Genomic DNA, 15,174 nt, shown 5'->3' on the forward strand with positions numbered 1-15,174 from the left:
AAAGAGCGTGAGAAGGACTGTGCTTCGCCGGTCTGCAGAAAGCTAACGGCTGCACCGGCTCCGGATTAGATGCTATAACCAGCTTGCACTTATGAAATGGATTCATGAATGGCGCGACAGAACATCAACGATCTCCTTGCCTTCCTGGTGGTGGCGCGCGAGCGAAGTTTTACGCGGGCGGCGGCGCAACTCGATGTTTCCCAATCCGCGCTCAGTCATACGATCCGCGGACTGGAGGAGCGGCTTGGCCTGCGGCTCCTGACCCGCACCACCCGCAGCGTTGCGCCGACCGAGGCGGGCGAGCGCCTGATGCGAACGGTGGCGCCGAAGCTGGAAGAGATCGATGCCGAACTTTCCGCGCTCACCGAACTGCGCGACAAGCCGGCGGGCGCCGTCCGCATCACTGCGGCCGAGCACTCGGCCAATACGATTCTGTGGCCTGCGCTGTCGAAACTGCTGCCGCGATATCCCGACATCAGGGTGGAGGTGAACATCGACTACGGTCTGACCGACATCGTCGCGGAACGTTACGACGCCGGCATCCGCCTCGGCGAGCAGGTGGCCAAGGACATGGTTGCGGTGCGGATCGGGCCTGACTTCCGCATGGCGGTGGTCGGCACGCCCGGCTATTTCGCCGCGCACCCCCGGCCCGGCAAGCCGCAGGACCTGATGAGCCATCGCTGTATCAATATCCGTCTGCCGACCTATGGCGGAATCTATGCCTGGGAATTCGAGAAGCGCGGACGCGCCCTGAAGGTCCGCGTCGAGGGGCAACTGGTGTTCAACAACATGGCGTTGCGGATGAACGCCGTTCTCGCCGGGCTTGGACTTGCCTATCTGCCGGAGGACCAGGTGCGGCCGCATCTCGCCGACGGCCGCCTGATCCGGGTGCTGGCGGACTGGTGTCCGCCCTTTCCCGGCTATCACCTCTATTACCCGAGCCGCCGCCAGCCGACCCCGGCCTTTGCGGTGCTGGCCGCGGCGCTGCGCTATCGGAGTTGATGCGGCTCAAAACGAAGAGGGCCGCAGGCGAAACTGCGGCCCTCTCTCCTGGAAGGGTCTGTCTTAATTGCTTGTGCAGACCTTCATGGTTTTCATGCCGGTCTCGGCCTCCGTTTTGGTCTTGAACGTGCCGTTGTCGACGATGGTGGTGGTCGTCGTGGTCGGCCTGGTATCGACCACCGTGCATTTCTTGGTAGTGGCGTCGCGCACCACGTAGAACTCAGCGGCAACCGCGCTTCCGGCGACCGCCGATGCGGCAAGGGCAATCGTTCCGATCATCAGAAATTTCTTCAAGGCGTCCTCCTCGGGGTCCTCCAATGATGCAACCGGCAACGCGCGAAGAAACCGCCTGTTCCAGTTTTTCCCGGATATCGGGACGGGAGTGAGGCCGCGGCAGGTTAATCCTCCGGGACCCCTTCCAGCCCCTTGAGGTATTTGAGCCCCTCGACCGCCAGCAATTCGGGGTCGGTTTCGCCCGCCTCGCAGCGCTGTCGGATGAATCGCTGGAGATCCGCGCCACGGGCATCGTCGTCGTCGATACCGCTGTGGATCAGTCGATAGACGCTCCATGCCCGCGCAAAGGCGGTTGCTACGATATCCGGGCTGTTCATCCAGCTCTCCTTGTCAGACGTCAGGCACCCATATTGCCAATTTTTCCCGATTCCGGCCAAGCCGATTTTGGCGATCCTGTCCAGCTCTCCGGCGGTGCGGGGCATCATGCCGCCGATCGCAGATCACGCGACCGCGGCATGGAACAAAGTCGATCTTGAGAAACTTGTGTCAGACATCGCGATCAAGCGATTGGGAGGACTCCTGCATGAGACGTATCGTTCTGATTGGCGCGGCTTTGATCGCTTCGCTGGCAATGACCCTGTCCGCGTCCGCCAGAATGGGCATCGCGCCCCTGACCGCCGAAGACGGCTCCGTGATCCAGGTCAAGCGCGGGCACGGGCACGGCCACCACGGTCACGGACACCGAGGCCGCGGTCATCATTACGGGTGGTACAGAGGCCGCGGTCATCACAAGTGGCGCCATCATCGTCGCCATCATCACTGGTAGGTTTTCGCTGAATTCGCCGATCGTCATCCCATTGCCCGGGCGAAAGGCGAATTGCAGCGGCACGAACGGGTCGCGCCCACATGGCGCGACCGGTTCAGCGGTCATCGAACGACGCAGACGGCGCTCAGCCCAATCCCATTTCGACGGCGATCCGGATCAAGTCCGAGTGGTTCTTGGCACCGAGCTTCTGCTTGAGCAGCGAGGTGGTGTTGGCCACCGTCTTGTAGGAAATCTCCAGCGCGTCGGCGACTTCGACGATCTTGTCGCCACGGCCCAATAGACGCAGGATTTCCAGTTCGCGCGCCGTCATTTGCGACGCCGGATTGGCCTTGATCGAAGCGCCCGAAAAGGTCACCGCCTCAGCCAGTTGCGGGGAGATGAAATTGTCTCCCGCAGCCACCTTGCGCACGGCCTTCACCAGCATCCTCGGATCGTCGCCTTTCGAGACATAGCCCTGCGCGCCCATCTCGATGGCGCGAACCACGAACGCGGGATCGTCATTCATGCTGAACATGATGATCCGGGCATCCGGATCGTCCTTGCGGATGCGCCGCATCAGTTCGAAACCGGACACATCAGGAAGCTTGATATCGATGACCGTGACATCGGGCTTCCTGGTAACATAGGCGCGGTGGCCGGATTTGGCGTCGGCGGCCTCCTCGATCTTCACGGAATTGTCCGATGCAAACAGCGCCCGGCAGCCCGACAGGACCACCGGGTGGTCGTCGACGATCAGGACCTTCGTTGCCGATCTGGTGGAATTTTGCATCATCCATCCCCTTCAGGAATAAATAGGCGGTTGGCGGTATTTGAAAAGAGAAATCTTGGGTTGCGGGAACTTAGAATAGCGAAAATGTGGGAAAGACTTTCTCTACGAACGCGGTTGCTGCTGCCGCTCGGCCTGATGTTCGTGGCCGCGCTGCTGGCCGGAGCGGTTTCGCTCCAGATCTTCGCCACAGCGCAACTTACAGAGGAAACCGAGCCGGCGGCTCGCTCGGCCAGAGCAGTCGCGGCCGCACTCAACGCTGCGCTTCGCGCGTCGGCCAATCCGCAAGAGACGCTCGATGCCTTCGTGCAATCGCTGGGGGCCTCCGAAACCATCCGCTTTCGCCGCCTCGGAACCGGCCCCGATGCTCCTCCCCCCGACGTGCAGACCCCCCCGGGAAGGGTGCCCGGCTGGTTCGTCCGTCTCCTCGTCATACCCGAATTCAGAGCGACCTTCCCGGTGTCGATCGAGGGCAAGCAGGTCGGCAACATCGTGTTTGCACCCGACATGTCTGCCGACATCTACGAGAAATGGATCGGATTTCTGGCGATCGCGAGCTCCGGAATTGGCCTGATGCTGCTGACGGGGGTCATTGCCCACTTCACCGCGCGCTCCGCCCAGAGACCGCTGCAAAATCTCGGTGACGGCCTGACCCGGATGCGAACGGGCGATTACGATCAGCTCATTCCCCCGTCCGGCCCGCCCGAGATCCGCAGGAGCGCGCAGGAAGCCAACGAACTCGCCCGCACCTTGCATCGCCTCAGCCAGGATAATCGCAGCCTGCTGCGCCGGATCGTGTCGCTCCAGGATGACGAGCGACACGACATGGCGCGCGAGCTTCACGACGAGCTCGGCCCGCTGCTGTTCGGGATCCGCGCCAACACGGTGGTGCTGCTGGAATCGATTCCCGCCGGCGAGGCCGAATTGAGGAGCGCGGCCGAGGGAATCCTGCAGTCGGTCGAGACATTGCAGCAGGCGAACCGCCGCATCCTCGACCGGCTGCGGCCGCTCTACATTCAGGAGCTCGGGCTGGAGAGGAGCATCCAGACGCTGTTGCAGAATGCGAAGGCGCAGGCGCCCGATCTCAAGGTGACCTCCGAGATCGATGCGGCACTGAACGGTGTCGACGGCCTGCTGTCGCAGACGGTCTATCGCGTGATCCAGGAAGCGGTGACAAACGTGCTTCGTCATGCCAAAGCGAGCGCGATGCATGTCGCAGCGAGAATCGCCGATCACGAAGTGATCGTGGAGATCTTCGACGACGGCGTAGGCTTTCCGGCGGATCGGATGTTCGGCCGCGGTTTGACCGGAATGCTGGAGCGTGTTCGGGCGCTGAGCGGGACGTTCGAACTCTTGCGCGAGGCGGGACGCACCTGCGTGCGTTGCCGGCTTCCGGCGGGCGACGCCGCTTCCAACGCGCGCGCCGCCAAGCAGGTCTAACGGGGGTGCGAGGTCAGGCTTGCTTCAGCTCGGAGCGCTGCAAAACGGAAGCAACCAGAGGATGGAGAATTATCCGGCATAGTCCTGCATGCATGCAGCGTGCTGCTGCGACTCCGCCACCGGCATGCAATGGGACGCTTGAATTTTTCCATCGCGCCTGAAGGTGAAGGCGATGCGCACCGGCTTGCCTTCGTGGCTCAGATAATCGAGGACGACGCCGTCGGCGGTCGGCATGATTTCCTCAAGTCCGAATGCGGTGGGTACGAGCGCACCGAGGCGCGGACGCCAATAGGATTCGAGCTCGGCGCGGCCTTCGCTGACCTTGGCCTCGCCGCACTGGCATTTGAGCATCGCGTCGTCGGCATAGAGGTCGAGCAATGTCGCCAGGTCGCGATTCCGGCATGCATCGAGCCAGTCGACCACCAAGGCTATTCCATCGAAATCCCCAGCCAAATTCGCAATCCCGTCCGTATCGCCATGGCTGCTGGTATGACAATCGTCATGAATAGACATTGAACGGCCCATTGTTCGGTACTCTTACTGTGGAACCGCAACGATTGTGCGGATCAAACGTTCCGACAGGCTAGACCGGGACAATACGGGGGCTGGCTATCAGGCGCGGCGCTGGCCACGCCACCACACGCCGAAGGCAATGACGACTGCGAACGCCAGCGTGAACCAGGTGATGGCGTATTGCAGGTGATCGTCCTTGAGATGCACGGAGAGCGGGCCGGGCTTGGGGATGCCGTTGTCGGGTACGGGCGTTTCCAGATCGACATAGAACGGCGCGACGCTCTTGCCGCTCTCGCCCCAGCCCAGCGCGCGCGCCATCGCCAGATGATCGCGGGTGAACCAAAGTCGTTTTGCAACACTCTCCGCCGGCGTCAGCGCGCCCGCGTTTTCGGGAAAGCGGATGTAGCCCGTGAGCTGCACAGGATCACCGGTGATCAACCGGCGCACGGCGCGATCCTGCTGGTTGCGATCCTGCATCGTGTTCTGGACGAAACCGGCATTGACCACGATGCTGTTGCCGTCGGCCAGTTGCACCGGCAGGAAAGCCCAGGTGCCGGGGCCCGAAACGTCGTCGCGGACCGCTGAGCCGGCGCTGTAGACCATCGCATCCGGCACGGGCGCGTAGGTCGCGGTGAAGCTGACGCGGCGGAATTCATCCTTGGCCGGGGTCAGCGAAGGCCATTGCGCCGCCGCCGGCAGGGCTTCGGGCACGGCCGCCAGGCGCTCGTTGAGCCGTGCGATCAGCGCGTGCTTCTCGACGCGGCGCTGCAATTGCCAGATGCCAAGCCCGCTGAAGGCCATCACCATCAACAGCGTGAAGATGGCAAAGCCGGTCACCGCCGGCCGCCGTGACGAGAGCGCGCTCATTTCGGCTCGCGATCGATCAGCCGGCCGGGCGCGGCCTTGTGGTGGAATTGCAGCGCGATCAGAAGCGACTTCATCGAGCGCAGCGGCAGCAGCGTGGTCGCCGCGATCAGCGGCAGCCAGAGCGCCGCATGCAGCCAGAATGGCGGCTGATATTTGACCTCCACGATCAGCGCGGCGGTGACGACGATGGCGCCCGCCAGCATGATGATGAAGATCGCAGGCCCGTCGCCAGCATCGATGAAGGCATAGTCGAGCCCGCACGCTTCGCAATTCGGGCGCAGCTCGAGGAAGCCCGCATAGAGCTTGCCCTTGCCGCAGCGCGGGCAGCGGCAGGCGATGCCGCGGAGTGCGCTCTGGGTTAGCGTGGGTTGCGTCTGATCCATCGATCTCCTCCCCCTCTCCCCTTGCGGGAGAGGGAAGAAAGAAAAAGGGGCGGCCTTCCGACCGCCCCTTGTAGCATGTCAAGCCTGCATCAGTGGCCGGCCACGGGCCCTGCGCCGCGGAACCAGACGTAGATGCAGATGAACAGGAACAGCCACACCACGTCGACGAAGTGCCAGTACCAGGCAGCGAATTCGAAGCCGAGATGCTGCTTCGGCGTGAAGTGACCGGCATAGGCGCGGAACAGGCAGACCAGCAGGAACACGGTGCCGACCAGCACGTGGAAGCCGTGGAAGCCGGTCGCCATGAAGAAGGTCGCGCCGTAAATGTTGCCGGAGAAGCCGAACGCGGCGTGGGCATATTCATAGGCCTGCACACAGGTGAAGGCGGCCCCGAGCAGCACGGTGAGGATCAGGCCGTACTTCAGGCCCTGACGATCGTTCTCGAGCAGCGCATGGTGCGCCCAGGTGACGGTGGTGCCCGAGGTCAGCAGAATCAGCGTGTTGAGGAGCGGCAGGTGCCAGGGGTCGAAGGTCTCGATGCCTTTCGGCGGCCAGGTGCCCGGCACGCTGCAGGCGCCCATCGCCGTGCCCGGACCGCAGCCGAAGATGGCGTCGCGGGTGGCGTGGACTGCATCCGCAGGGAACAGCGCGGAATTGAAGAAGGCCCAGAACCAGGCGACGAAGAACATCACTTCGGAGGCGATGAACAGGATCATGCCGTAGCGGTGGCTGATCTGCACCACGCGGGTGTGGTCGCCCTTGTACTGGGCTTCGCGGATCACGTCGCCCCACCAGCTCGCCATGGTGTAGAGCACGCCGATGGTGCCGACGCCGAAGATGAGCCAAGCACCGGCGAACATGTGATGCATCCAGGTGATCGCACCGACCGCCATGATGAAGGCCGAGATCGAGCCGACGACCGGCCACGGGCTCGGATCGACGAGATGGTAGTCGTGGTGCTTCGCGTGCGCCGTAGCCATTGCGGTCTCTCCGTTAGATGTGCCGTTCCCTTCGGCACATATTCGTCTCAAATTTCAAAGCCGACGTCCTCCAAGATACGGAAGCCGGCGGCCGCAGGTTTCTCGTCACAAGCTTCCCATCACAAGCTTCCCTTGCGCTTGTCGCCTTCGCCGGCCGCCACCGGCTTCGGCGCCGGATCGCGCACGGGATAGAAGGTGTAGGATAGCGTGATGGTATTCAGGCCGTCGTTCTCGCTGTCTTTCGCCAGCGCCGGATCGACATAGAACACCACGGGCATCTCGCGCTTCTCGCCCGGACCCATGGTCTGTTCGCTGAAGCAGAAGCAGTTGATCTTCTGGAAATAGGCCCCGACGGTCAGCGGCGCGACATTATAGGCCGCAACGCCGGCGGTGGTGCGCGCGGCCTGGTTGGTCACGGTGTAGAAGACGGTGACGACCTCGCCGATCCGGACCTCGATCTCGTTCTGCTCGGGCTCGAATTTCCAGGGCAGGCCGGGGCCGACATTGGCGTCGAACCGCACGGAGATCTTTCGGGCAAGCGGCCCCTCCGACGGCGCCGAGGTCGCAACCTGGGTGGTGCCGTTGAAGCCGGTGGCGCGGCAGAACCAGTCGTAGAAAGGCACGGCGGCGTAGGAAGCGCCGACCATGAACACCACGACAAAACCGCAGATCGACGCCACAACCGCATCGCGCGTCAGTGTCCGGCGCGAGGCGATCTTGTCGCCTTCCGTCCTGCCCTCGCTGATCTGCGGTTCGTTCTGCATCTCAATCACATCGGCCGGACGAGAACGGCCGGCCCCTTGACCATGGTGACTGCGAAGAACAGCACGACGAGGACGCCGAGCGCGAGCGCAATGGCGATCGAGCGATGACGACGACTCCTTTTCTGCGCCTCGGTGAGGACGATTCCATCTTGCTGCTGCTTGTCGTCCATGCGCTCGCCATACGCCCCCTACCCGAAGAAAGGCATGACAGCGCGGACGACGACCTCGAGCAGAAGAGTCGCAAACAGCGCGAACAGATAAAGAATCGAGAAGGCAAAGAGCCGGCGCGTCGCGCGCGCCGCTTGCTTGCCCTCGCGGTGGCGATAGACCTCGATTGCCAACCACATCATGCCGGCGCCGAGCACCAGCGAGGTGACGCCATAGACCGCATCGAAATAGCCGAGCGGCCAGGGCGCGAAAGCGGTCGCGACCAGCACGACGGTGTAAAGCAGGATCTGCAGCCGCGTCGCGTCTGGACCGGCGACGACCGGCAGCATCGGCACACCGGCGCGGGCGTAGTCGTCGGAACGGAACAGCGCCAGCGCCCAGAAATGCGGCGGGGTCCAGAAGAAGGTGATGAGGAACAGGAGCACCGGCTCCATCGACAGCGAGCCGGTAGCCGCGGCCCATGCCACGACCGGCGGCAGCGCGCCGGCGGCGCCGCCGATCACGATGTTCTGCGCGGTCCAGCGCTTCAGCCACATGGTGTAGATCACGACATAGAAGAAAATCGTGAACGCAAGCAGTGCGCCGGCAAGCCAGTTGACGAGCACGCCGAGCGTCATCACCGAGAAGAAGGCCAGTGTCAGGCCGAACGCCATGGCTTCGCCCGCCGTGATGCGGCCGCGCGGGATCGGCCGGTTGGCAGTACGCGACATCTTGGCGTCGATGTCGCCCTCAAGCGCCATGTTCAGCGCGCCCGAGGCGCCGCCCCCGACCGCGATGCACAGGATCGAGGTGAAGGCGATGATCGGATGGACATGGCCCGGCGCAATGAAGAAGCCGACCAGCGCGGTGAAGATCACGAGTGACATCACCCGCGGCTTCAACAGCGCGATGTAGTCGCCGACTTCCGCCTCGGAAATCCGAGGCCGAACATCGATGGCGTTATGGTCGACTACCGACAAGATCTATCTCGCTTCATCAAAGCCGCGGCGCGCAAACGTGGCGCGCCGCGAATGACCGTTTACTGGACGCGCGGTAGCACTTCGAACTGGTGGAAGGGCGGCGGCGACGTCAGCGTCCATTCCAGCGTGGTGGCGCCCGCGCCCCACGGATTGGCCTCGGCCGCCCGCTTCTTCGCGAAGGCGTCGATCACGCCCCAGATGAAGATCAGCACGCCGAAGCCCGAAATGTAGGAGCCGACCGAAGACACCAGGTTCCAGCCCGCGAACGCGTCCGGATAGTCGATGTAGCGGCGCGGCATGCCCGACAGGCCGAGGAAATGCTGCGGGAAGAACACCAGGTTGACGCCGATGAAGGTGACCCAGAAGTGCAGCTTGCCGATGAACTCCGAGTACATGTAGCCCGACATCTTCGGGAACCAGTAGTACCAGCCGGCGAAGATCGCGAACACGGCGCCGAGCGACAGCACGTAATGGAAGTGCGCGACGACGTAATAGGTTTCCTGCAGCACGCGATCGACGCCGGCATTGGCTAGCACGACGCCGGTGACGCCGCCGAGCGTGAACAGGAAGATGAAGCCGATCGACCACAGCATCGGCGTCTTGAACTCGATCGAGCCGCCCCACATCGTGGCGATCCAGGAGAAGATCTTCACGCCGGTCGGCACCGCGATCACCATGGTGGCGGCGACGAAATAGGCCTGCGTCGCCGACGACATGCCGACGGTGTACATGTGGTGCGCCCACACCACGAAGCCGATGCCGCCAATCGCGACCATGGCGTAGGCCATGCCGAGATAGCCGAACACCGGCTTGCGCGAGAAGGTCGAGACGATCTGGCTGATCATGCCGAAGCCGGGCAGGATCAGGATGTACACTTCGGGGTGGCCGAAGAACCAGAACAGATGCTGGAACAGCAGCGGGTCGCCGCCGCCGTCAGCCGCGAAGAAGGTGGTGCCGAAATTGCGGTCGGTCAGCATCATGGTGATGGCGCCGGCCAGCACCGGCAGCGACAGCAGGAGCAGGAACACCGTCACCAGGATCGACCACACGAACAGCGGCATCTTGTGCAGGGTCATGCCCGGCGCGCGCATGTTGAAGATCGTGGTGATGAAGTTGATGGCGCCGAGGATCGAGGAGGCACCGGCCAGATGCAGCGAAAGGATCGCGAAGTCGACCGCCGGTCCCGGATGACCCGATGTCGACAACGGCACATACATGGTCCAGCCCGCGCCGACGCCATTGGCGCCCGGTTCGCCCTCGACGAAGGTCGACATCAACAGCAGCGTGAAGGAAGCCGGCAGCAGCCAGAACGAGATGTTGTTCATGCGCGGGAACGCCATGTCGGGCGCACCGATCATCAGCGGCACGAACCAGTTGCCGAAGCCGCCAATCATGGCCGGCATAACCATGAAGAAGATCATGATCAGGCCGTGCGAGGTCACGAACACATTGTAGGTGTGAGCTTCGTGGAAGAGCTGGACGCCGGGATACATCAGCTCGATGCGGATCGCGATCGACATCGCAGCCCCGATGACGCCCGCAAAGATCGCGAAGATAAGGTACATCGTGCCGATGTCCTTATGGTTCGTCGAGTAGAGCCAGCGCCGCCATCCGGTCGGATTGGCATGCGCATGGTCGTCATGGGCGTGATCGTGATGTGTCGCAGCGGTCGTTGCCATTTTGAAATCCTGCCTTGCAGTCCCTTTTCGGACCTCTTTCAGGTCCCGTCGCCCTTGTCCCTTGCTTGGCCGTTGGCCGCGCCTTACTGCGCGGCCTGGCCACCAGCCGAGGCGAACGTGTTCGCCGGGTTGGTCGCATATTTCTTCTTCGCAGCCTCAACCCAGGCCGCGAATTCCTGGTCGGTCACGACCTTGACCGCGATCGGCATGAAGGCGTGATCCTTGCCGCACAGTTCGGAGCACTGGCCGTAATAGATGCCGACCTTGGTCGCCTTGAACCAGGTCTCGTTGAGCCGGCCGGGGATCGAGTCGATCTTGATGCCGAACGAAGGCACGGCGAACGCGTGGATCACGTCGGCGCCGGTGGTCTGAACCCGCACCACCTTGTTGACCGGCACCACCATCTCGTTGTCGACGCCGAGCAGGCGCGGCTGCTTGTCTTGCGCCAATAGCGAATCGAACTCGAACTTGCCGTTATCCGGGTAGGCGTAGCTCCAGTACCACTGCTTGCCGGTGACCTTCACCGTGAGGTCGGCCTTGGGAAGGTCGAGCTGCTGGAACAGCAGGCGGAATGACGGCACCGCGATACCAACCAGGATCAGCACCGGGATCAGCGTCCAGGCCACCTCGATCAGCGTGTTGTGGGTGGTCTTGGAGGGAACCGGATTGGCCTTGGCGTTGAACTTGATCACCACGATGACCAGGAGCGCCAGCACGAACAGGGTGATCAGCGTGATCAGCACCAGCAGCAAATTATGGAAGCTGATGATGTTTTCCATCACGGGGGTCGCAGCTTCCTGCAGCGTGATTTCCCACGGCTTGGGCTGTGCCGCAAACGCCGACCCACCGGCGACGAGCGTCATGCCCGCCACCGCAAACCCCAGCAACCGCCGGCCCATCTGGCCACTCGACATCTTCATGCCGCTCGCGCTCCCTTAGAAAAAATCCCCAAAGCATTCCCGCCGGATGGCCGGATATGCCGCACGATCCGCCCTCACAAACGGCCTACCGGAGATACAGTATCCCGGGCCAGATCGTTAGAACGCGTCGAAATCCAGCCTCTCAAACCATAATTCTAAGGCTCTCGCAATGCAGTAGTGGGGCGCAAAGCCATGCGTCACCTGCTATTCGCCGGATGCCGGATTTTCCAGCTAAATCAGCAAAAACCGGCCGTTTCGCAAGCCCGCGACGCTTGACAGCAGGATTGCCGGATGTAGGCACAGTCACGGCGATCCCGGATGACCTGATTCGCTTGGGCAGCCCAGTCCTTGACGACGTGAATTGGCTCCCGGCTGCCTTCAAGGCGCCGTCATTGCGTATCAGTCCGGATGAACCCAGTTTACAATGTGTGCTGCCAGCTAGGGCCGGAAACGTCACCGGCCGCCGGCGGAAACCAAGAGGATCGACCCGGATGGGGCGTTCGAAACATCAGGCAGGATTTGGCCTGGAACCGGCCCGCTGCTGGCTCGGCGGCCTGCTCGCCGTGGCCTTCCTGTTCGGCCTGACCCAGGCCGCGAGTGCGCAAGGCGCCGTGCGGTCGGTCCATGGCGACTGGCAGATCCGCTGCGACACCCCGCCGGGCGCCCAGGGCGAGCAATGCGCCCTGATCCAGAGCGTGGTCGCCGAAGACCGGTCCAACGCCGGCCTTACCGTGATCGTGCTGAAGACCGCCGACCAGAAGAGCAAGCTGATGCGGGTGGTCGCCCCCCTCGGCGTGCTGCTGCCCTCCGGCCTCGGGCTGAAACTCGACAACCAGGACGTCGGCCGCGCCGGTTTCGTTCGCTGCCTGCCCAATGGCTGCGTCGCCGAGGTGGTGATGGACGAAAAGCTGCTCGGGCAGTTCCGGGGCGCCAAAACCGCGACTTTCATTATCTTCGAGACGCCTGAAGAGGGCATCGGCTTCCCGCTCAGCCTGAATGGGCTCGGCGAGGGATATGACAAGCTGCCGTAGCGGCGAGAGCCGTTAGCTCTGTTCAACGGGCGCTGGCGTAATAGTCGAGCAGCCGGCGCGCCTCCGTGGAGAGCCAGTCCGCTTCACCGCTGATATAGCCTTCGACCTGTCCGGTGATGCCGATCAGGAAGGTGATCGGCATGGCATATAGCGCGAACGGCGTGTCGGCCGCTCCGCTTGCTCCGGCTCTTGCCACGAGGCCATCGGGATCGAGCCCGATGGCAAGGCGCCGAAGCTTCAACCCTTTCACAAACGGCGCGACGACCGATCGGTCGCGATCCGTCGCCACGGCGATCACCTCAAAATCCCTGCGGTCGCTTGCCGCCAGCCGGTCCAGTAGCGGCAGTTCGGTTCGGCAGGCGGCGCACCAGGTCGCCCAGAAATTGACGAGCACGACCTTGCCCCGGAAGGACGTCAAATCGATCGCGCCGCCGGAGAGGCGTGGAATTGGCACTGACGGGACCGGCCTTGCGCCACGAAGCTGGATGAACTGATGCCGGACGGTTGCGAATGGCGGCGGACCGTCGGCCCGGGCGCGATTGGATGCAACCGAGGCGCAAGCCCCGATTAGTCCTGCAACGACGATGCGGCGTGTTAGCCCGCGATGTGGCGTCATGGCTGATGTCCGCTTGTCATGACCGGATGTAGGACCAGCCGGCTTCCTGCAGTTCGATGATGCGCCCGGGCCCGCTCGGTACGAGATCGACATTGTCGATCAGCGTGACCGGACGGCCCTCCTGGCGCTCCATGCCCTGCTTCGTCGCATCGCATACCACGAACCGGATGTTCGAATTGACCGTCCGCAATACGCGCAGCATGTCCTTCACCGGCGAGGTATCGGCGCGCAACATGTGAACGCCGGCATTATAGGCGACGACCTCGATCGTGAACGCTTCGTTCCGTTCCCCATAGTATTTCGGGAGGTTGAGCGAAGTCGAGATCAGCGCCCGCATCGTGGTGGGATCGTCGGTATTGATCGGCAGCACCAGCCGATGCATCGGTGGCGAGGCGGGCTTCGCCACCGGTTTCGAGACGGCCGAGCCCGGCTCCGTCAGCAGCAGGGTCACGACCAGCGGCACGATGAAGGTCAGCGCCAGCCCGACCCATTTTGCAGTTTGGCGGAACGACAGGCGCATGGCCGCGGCCTCAAAAGGCCTTGGCGAGGGAGGCAATCTCCTCACGCTGCGAATAGGCAACGACCGCGTTGAGCGCCAGGAGGACAATTGCCGGCACCGGCGATCCGCCAATGACGAGCAGGTGGGTGATCACGGCGCCGATCATCACGCAGATCAAGAGCAGCGCGCCGAAAGCTGCTTTTCGTGGAAGCAGCAGCAAGATTGCGCCGAAAACCTCGAGGCCGCCGGTCAAATAGCGAAACCCTTGCCCGAGCCCGATGTGATGAAACTCCTCCACCATCATCGGCACGCCGTAGAGTTTTGCACCCCCGGCCCCCAGAAAGGCCAGCGCCAGCAATCCCCTGACAATCCACACGGCAACATGGGGCCAACGGCGCCCGGCAGGCACGGCAACGTCCGACATCGAAAACTCCCGAAGGTTGAGAAACGGCCCCCAGCCGCGGATGCGCCCGGGGCATTTGAGGTGCCCAAGGCTCTTGAAGGCGGCTTTCAAAACCAAAATTCGGTACTAAGATGAAATTGACAAGTAGGATGGATTTTCTGGTGTAGTATGAAAAAGCAGACTAATGGGCCGCCCGACCACTCCGATTGCACCGTCGCGCCGCAGCTTCAGCGCGCGCTTCGGGTGCTCTCCGGCAAGTGGAAGGGCGAAATCCTGTGGCAGCTTGTCGGCGGCAAGCGACGGTTCGGCGAATTGCGGCGCGCCATTCCCGACGTGACGCAGCACATGCTGACCACCCAATTGCGTGATCTCGAAAACGAAGGCCTGGTGAAGCGCACCGTGTTCCCCGAAGTGCCGCCGCGCGTCGAATACGAGATGACATCAGCCGCGAGAGATCTGAAGCCGGTGTTCGACGAGCTGTCCCGCTGGGCCAATGCGCATGGCATGCTGAAGCCCGCTTCGCCCGTTGCGGAGGACGACGCCAATGAACGACGCGCCGCTTCATCCAACCGGCCAGTTCGATAAGAGAATGAGAAGCTGCCGTGAGGGCCGGCGACTAAAACAGTAGCCCCATCAGGACCAGGTTCTCGTAACCGCCATCCACCAGAATGCGGTTGCGCTGCAGCCCCTCGATCGCAAAGCCGAATTTCTTGTAGAGCTCGATCGCCCCCGTATTGCTCTCGCGAACCGTCAGCTCGACCCGCCGCAGCCCAAACTCCCGCGCCGCGCCGAGCGTCTGCCGGATCAAGCACCCGCCTATTCCCTGCCGCCGGAATTCCGGCAGCAGCGCGACCCCGAGAACGCCGACATGGGCATAGATCGGCCTCGGGCTGGGCACGACATCGCACCAGCCGATGACCCGGCCGGACGAAACCGCGACCAGCTGCGGATAGCCATGCGCGATATTGTCGAGAACGAAGGCCCGAGTCGCCTCGAACGGCGGGGCCTCCAGAAACGCCAGATAGCGCCGCTCCCGCGCGACGAAGTCGAGGGCGCCGTGAAAACTTTCGATATGGTCTTGCGTTATCGGAACAATTTCGACTGCAGCCATCGTCTCGGCAACG

Annotated in this window: 21 protein-coding genes; 4 read left to right on the plus strand and 17 right to left on the minus strand. The window is 63.0% G+C overall.

All coding sequences use genetic code 11. The annotated features are described in order from the left end of the window. The first annotated feature begins 108 nt into the window (after positions 1-108). Complete coding sequence (locus CQ12_RS20815; RefSeq protein ID WP_057837169.1) at positions 109-1,002, plus strand: LysR family transcriptional regulator; 894 nt, start codon at positions 109-111, stop codon at positions 1,000-1,002. Positions 1,003-1,065: 63 nt separating this feature from the next. On the opposite strand, the gene CQ12_RS20820 is transcribed toward CQ12_RS20815, so the two are convergent. From CQ12_RS20820 to CQ12_RS20835, 4 genes are all read right to left on the minus strand, one after another. Beyond that, entirely contained in the window at positions 1,066-1,296 is a 231-nt protein-coding gene (locus CQ12_RS20820) for a hypothetical protein (protein ID WP_057837209.1), read from the minus strand. A gap of 104 nt (positions 1,297-1,400) precedes the next feature. Next, positions 1,401-1,721 carry a hypothetical protein gene (locus tag CQ12_RS20825; protein WP_057837170.1) on the minus strand — a complete coding sequence of 107 codons (321 nt, stop codon included), beginning with the start codon at positions 1,719-1,721 and terminating at the stop codon, positions 1,401-1,403. Between the two features lie 74 nt (positions 1,722-1,795). Beyond that, positions 1,796-2,167: a hypothetical protein gene (locus CQ12_RS43970; RefSeq protein ID WP_057837171.1), complete on the minus strand. Its 372-nt coding sequence runs from the start codon at positions 2,165-2,167 to the stop codon at positions 1,796-1,798. Positions 2,168-2,186: 19 nt separating this feature from the next. Next, a complete protein-coding gene (locus CQ12_RS20835; RefSeq protein WP_057837210.1) occupies positions 2,187-2,831 on the minus strand; it encodes a response regulator transcription factor in 645 nt (214 codons plus the stop codon). An 84-nt stretch (positions 2,832-2,915) separates the two neighbouring features. Here CQ12_RS20835 and CQ12_RS20840 point away from each other — a divergent pair, with 84 nt between their 5' ends. Further along, positions 2,916-4,268 carry a histidine kinase gene (locus CQ12_RS20840; protein ID WP_057837172.1) on the plus strand — a complete coding sequence of 451 codons (1,353 nt, stop codon included), beginning with the start codon at positions 2,916-2,918 and terminating at the stop codon, positions 4,266-4,268. A gap of 69 nt (positions 4,269-4,337) precedes the next feature. Here the strand turns inward: CQ12_RS20840 and CQ12_RS20845 are convergent, their stop codons facing one another. From CQ12_RS20845 to coxB, 9 genes are all read right to left on the minus strand, one after another. Then, positions 4,338-4,781, minus strand: a complete 444-nt coding sequence (locus tag CQ12_RS20845) for a nuclear transport factor 2 family protein (protein WP_083519395.1) — start codon at positions 4,779-4,781, stop codon at positions 4,338-4,340. Between the two features lie 99 nt (positions 4,782-4,880). Continuing rightward, the gene (locus tag CQ12_RS20850) at positions 4,881-5,648 is read right to left on the minus strand and encodes an SURF1 family protein (protein WP_057837174.1); all 768 of its coding nucleotides are present in this window, start codon (positions 5,646-5,648) and stop codon (positions 4,881-4,883) included. Then, on the minus strand, positions 5,645-6,031 hold the full coding sequence (locus tag CQ12_RS20855) for a DUF983 domain-containing protein (RefSeq protein WP_057837175.1): 387 nt from the start codon (positions 6,029-6,031) through the stop codon (positions 5,645-5,647). Before CQ12_RS20855 ends, CQ12_RS20850 begins: the two co-directional genes overlap by 4 nt. A gap of 89 nt (positions 6,032-6,120) precedes the next feature. After that, a complete protein-coding gene (locus tag CQ12_RS20860; RefSeq protein WP_057837176.1) occupies positions 6,121-7,011 on the minus strand; it encodes a cytochrome c oxidase subunit 3 in 891 nt (296 codons plus the stop codon). A gap of 119 nt (positions 7,012-7,130) precedes the next feature. Beyond that, a complete protein-coding gene (locus CQ12_RS20865; protein WP_057837177.1) occupies positions 7,131-7,775 on the minus strand; it encodes a cytochrome c oxidase assembly protein in 645 nt (214 codons plus the stop codon). Positions 7,776-7,780: 5 nt separating this feature from the next. Then, complete coding sequence (locus CQ12_RS20870) at positions 7,781-7,945, minus strand: hypothetical protein (RefSeq protein WP_057837178.1); 165 nt, start codon at positions 7,943-7,945, stop codon at positions 7,781-7,783. An 18-nt stretch (positions 7,946-7,963) separates the two neighbouring features. Continuing rightward, on the minus strand, positions 7,964-8,902 hold the full coding sequence (locus tag CQ12_RS20875; protein ID WP_057837179.1) for a heme o synthase: 939 nt from the start codon (positions 8,900-8,902) through the stop codon (positions 7,964-7,966). Between the two features lie 59 nt (positions 8,903-8,961). Continuing rightward, positions 8,962-10,581 (minus strand): cytochrome c oxidase subunit I, encoded by a 1,620-nt coding sequence (gene ctaD / locus CQ12_RS20880; protein WP_057837180.1) that lies wholly within the window; start codon positions 10,579-10,581, stop codon positions 8,962-8,964. 83 nt (positions 10,582-10,664) lie between these two features. Further along, a complete protein-coding gene (gene coxB / locus CQ12_RS20885; RefSeq protein ID WP_057837181.1) occupies positions 10,665-11,501 on the minus strand; it encodes a cytochrome c oxidase subunit II in 837 nt (278 codons plus the stop codon). Positions 11,502-11,992: 491 nt separating this feature from the next. On the opposite strand from coxB, the gene CQ12_RS20890 reads away from it, so the two are divergent. Next, a complete protein-coding gene (locus CQ12_RS20890; protein ID WP_057837182.1) occupies positions 11,993-12,532 on the plus strand; it encodes an invasion associated locus B family protein in 540 nt (179 codons plus the stop codon). A gap of 22 nt (positions 12,533-12,554) precedes the next feature. On the opposite strand, the gene CQ12_RS20895 is transcribed toward CQ12_RS20890, so the two are convergent. The 3 genes from CQ12_RS20895 to CQ12_RS20905 form a co-directional block, all read right to left on the minus strand. After that, positions 12,555-12,986, minus strand: coding sequence for a TlpA family protein disulfide reductase (locus CQ12_RS20895; protein ID WP_245310040.1), 432 nt, complete (start codon positions 12,984-12,986; stop codon positions 12,555-12,557). Between the two features lie 178 nt (positions 12,987-13,164). Further along, positions 13,165-13,668 carry a DsrE family protein gene (locus CQ12_RS20900; protein WP_057837184.1) on the minus strand — a complete coding sequence of 168 codons (504 nt, stop codon included), beginning with the start codon at positions 13,666-13,668 and terminating at the stop codon, positions 13,165-13,167. Between the two features lie 10 nt (positions 13,669-13,678). Beyond that, positions 13,679-14,071 carry a DoxX family protein gene (locus CQ12_RS20905; RefSeq protein WP_057837211.1) on the minus strand — a complete coding sequence of 131 codons (393 nt, stop codon included), beginning with the start codon at positions 14,069-14,071 and terminating at the stop codon, positions 13,679-13,681. A 147-nt stretch (positions 14,072-14,218) separates the two neighbouring features. On the opposite strand from CQ12_RS20905, the gene CQ12_RS20910 reads away from it, so the two are divergent. Then, the gene (locus tag CQ12_RS20910) at positions 14,219-14,635 is read left to right on the plus strand and encodes a winged helix-turn-helix transcriptional regulator (protein WP_057837185.1); all 417 of its coding nucleotides are present in this window, start codon (positions 14,219-14,221) and stop codon (positions 14,633-14,635) included. 31 nt (positions 14,636-14,666) lie between these two features. Here the strand turns inward: CQ12_RS20910 and CQ12_RS20915 are convergent, their stop codons facing one another. Continuing rightward, positions 14,667-15,161, minus strand: a complete 495-nt coding sequence (locus tag CQ12_RS20915) for a GNAT family N-acetyltransferase (RefSeq protein ID WP_057837186.1) — start codon at positions 15,159-15,161, stop codon at positions 14,667-14,669. Positions 15,162-15,174 lie beyond the last annotated feature (13 nt).

Source organism: Bradyrhizobium jicamae (genome assembly GCF_001440395.1).
Taxonomy (GTDB): Bacteria; Pseudomonadota; Alphaproteobacteria; order Rhizobiales; family Xanthobacteraceae; genus Bradyrhizobium; species Bradyrhizobium jicamae.

What these genes read in the sequence shown, in the direction of transcription:
- CQ12_RS20840 (WP_057837172.1), top strand. Translation starts at nt 2,916, where the DNA reads ATGTGGGAAAGACTTTCTCTACGAACGCGGTTGCTGCTGCCGCTCGGC.
- CQ12_RS20905 (WP_057837211.1), bottom strand. Translation starts at nt 14,071, where the DNA reads ATGTCGGACGTTGCCGTGCCTGCCGGGCGCCGTTGGCCCCATGTTGCC.
- ctaD (WP_057837180.1), bottom strand. Translation starts at nt 10,581, where the DNA reads ATGGCAACGACCGCTGCGACACATCACGATCACGCCCATGACGACCAT.
- CQ12_RS20815 (WP_057837169.1), top strand. Translation starts at nt 109, where the DNA reads ATGGCGCGACAGAACATCAACGATCTCCTTGCCTTCCTGGTGGTGGCG.
- coxB (WP_057837181.1), bottom strand. Translation starts at nt 11,501, where the DNA reads ATGAAGATGTCGAGTGGCCAGATGGGCCGGCGGTTGCTGGGGTTTGCG.
- CQ12_RS20835 (WP_057837210.1), bottom strand. Translation starts at nt 2,831, where the DNA reads ATGCAAAATTCCACCAGATCGGCAACGAAGGTCCTGATCGTCGACGAC.
- CQ12_RS20845 (WP_083519395.1), bottom strand. Translation starts at nt 4,781, where the DNA reads ATGTCTATTCATGACGATTGTCATACCAGCAGCCATGGCGATACGGAC.
- CQ12_RS20870 (WP_057837178.1), bottom strand. Translation starts at nt 7,945, where the DNA reads ATGGACGACAAGCAGCAGCAAGATGGAATCGTCCTCACCGAGGCGCAG.
- CQ12_RS20860 (WP_057837176.1), bottom strand. Translation starts at nt 7,011, where the DNA reads ATGGCTACGGCGCACGCGAAGCACCACGACTACCATCTCGTCGATCCG.
- CQ12_RS20915 (WP_057837186.1), bottom strand. Translation starts at nt 15,161, where the DNA reads ATGGCTGCAGTCGAAATTGTTCCGATAACGCAAGACCATATCGAAAGT.
- CQ12_RS20890 (WP_057837182.1), top strand. Translation starts at nt 11,993, where the DNA reads ATGGGGCGTTCGAAACATCAGGCAGGATTTGGCCTGGAACCGGCCCGC.
- CQ12_RS20855 (WP_057837175.1), bottom strand. Translation starts at nt 6,031, where the DNA reads ATGGATCAGACGCAACCCACGCTAACCCAGAGCGCACTCCGCGGCATC.
- CQ12_RS20865 (WP_057837177.1), bottom strand. Translation starts at nt 7,775, where the DNA reads ATGCAGAACGAACCGCAGATCAGCGAGGGCAGGACGGAAGGCGACAAG.
- CQ12_RS20910 (WP_057837185.1), top strand. Translation starts at nt 14,219, where the DNA reads ATGAAAAAGCAGACTAATGGGCCGCCCGACCACTCCGATTGCACCGTC.
- CQ12_RS43970 (WP_057837171.1), bottom strand. Translation starts at nt 2,167, where the DNA reads ATGACCGCTGAACCGGTCGCGCCATGTGGGCGCGACCCGTTCGTGCCG.
- CQ12_RS20900 (WP_057837184.1), bottom strand. Translation starts at nt 13,668, where the DNA reads ATGCGCCTGTCGTTCCGCCAAACTGCAAAATGGGTCGGGCTGGCGCTG.
- CQ12_RS20825 (WP_057837170.1), bottom strand. Translation starts at nt 1,721, where the DNA reads ATGATGCCCCGCACCGCCGGAGAGCTGGACAGGATCGCCAAAATCGGC.
- CQ12_RS20850 (WP_057837174.1), bottom strand. Translation starts at nt 5,648, where the DNA reads ATGAGCGCGCTCTCGTCACGGCGGCCGGCGGTGACCGGCTTTGCCATC.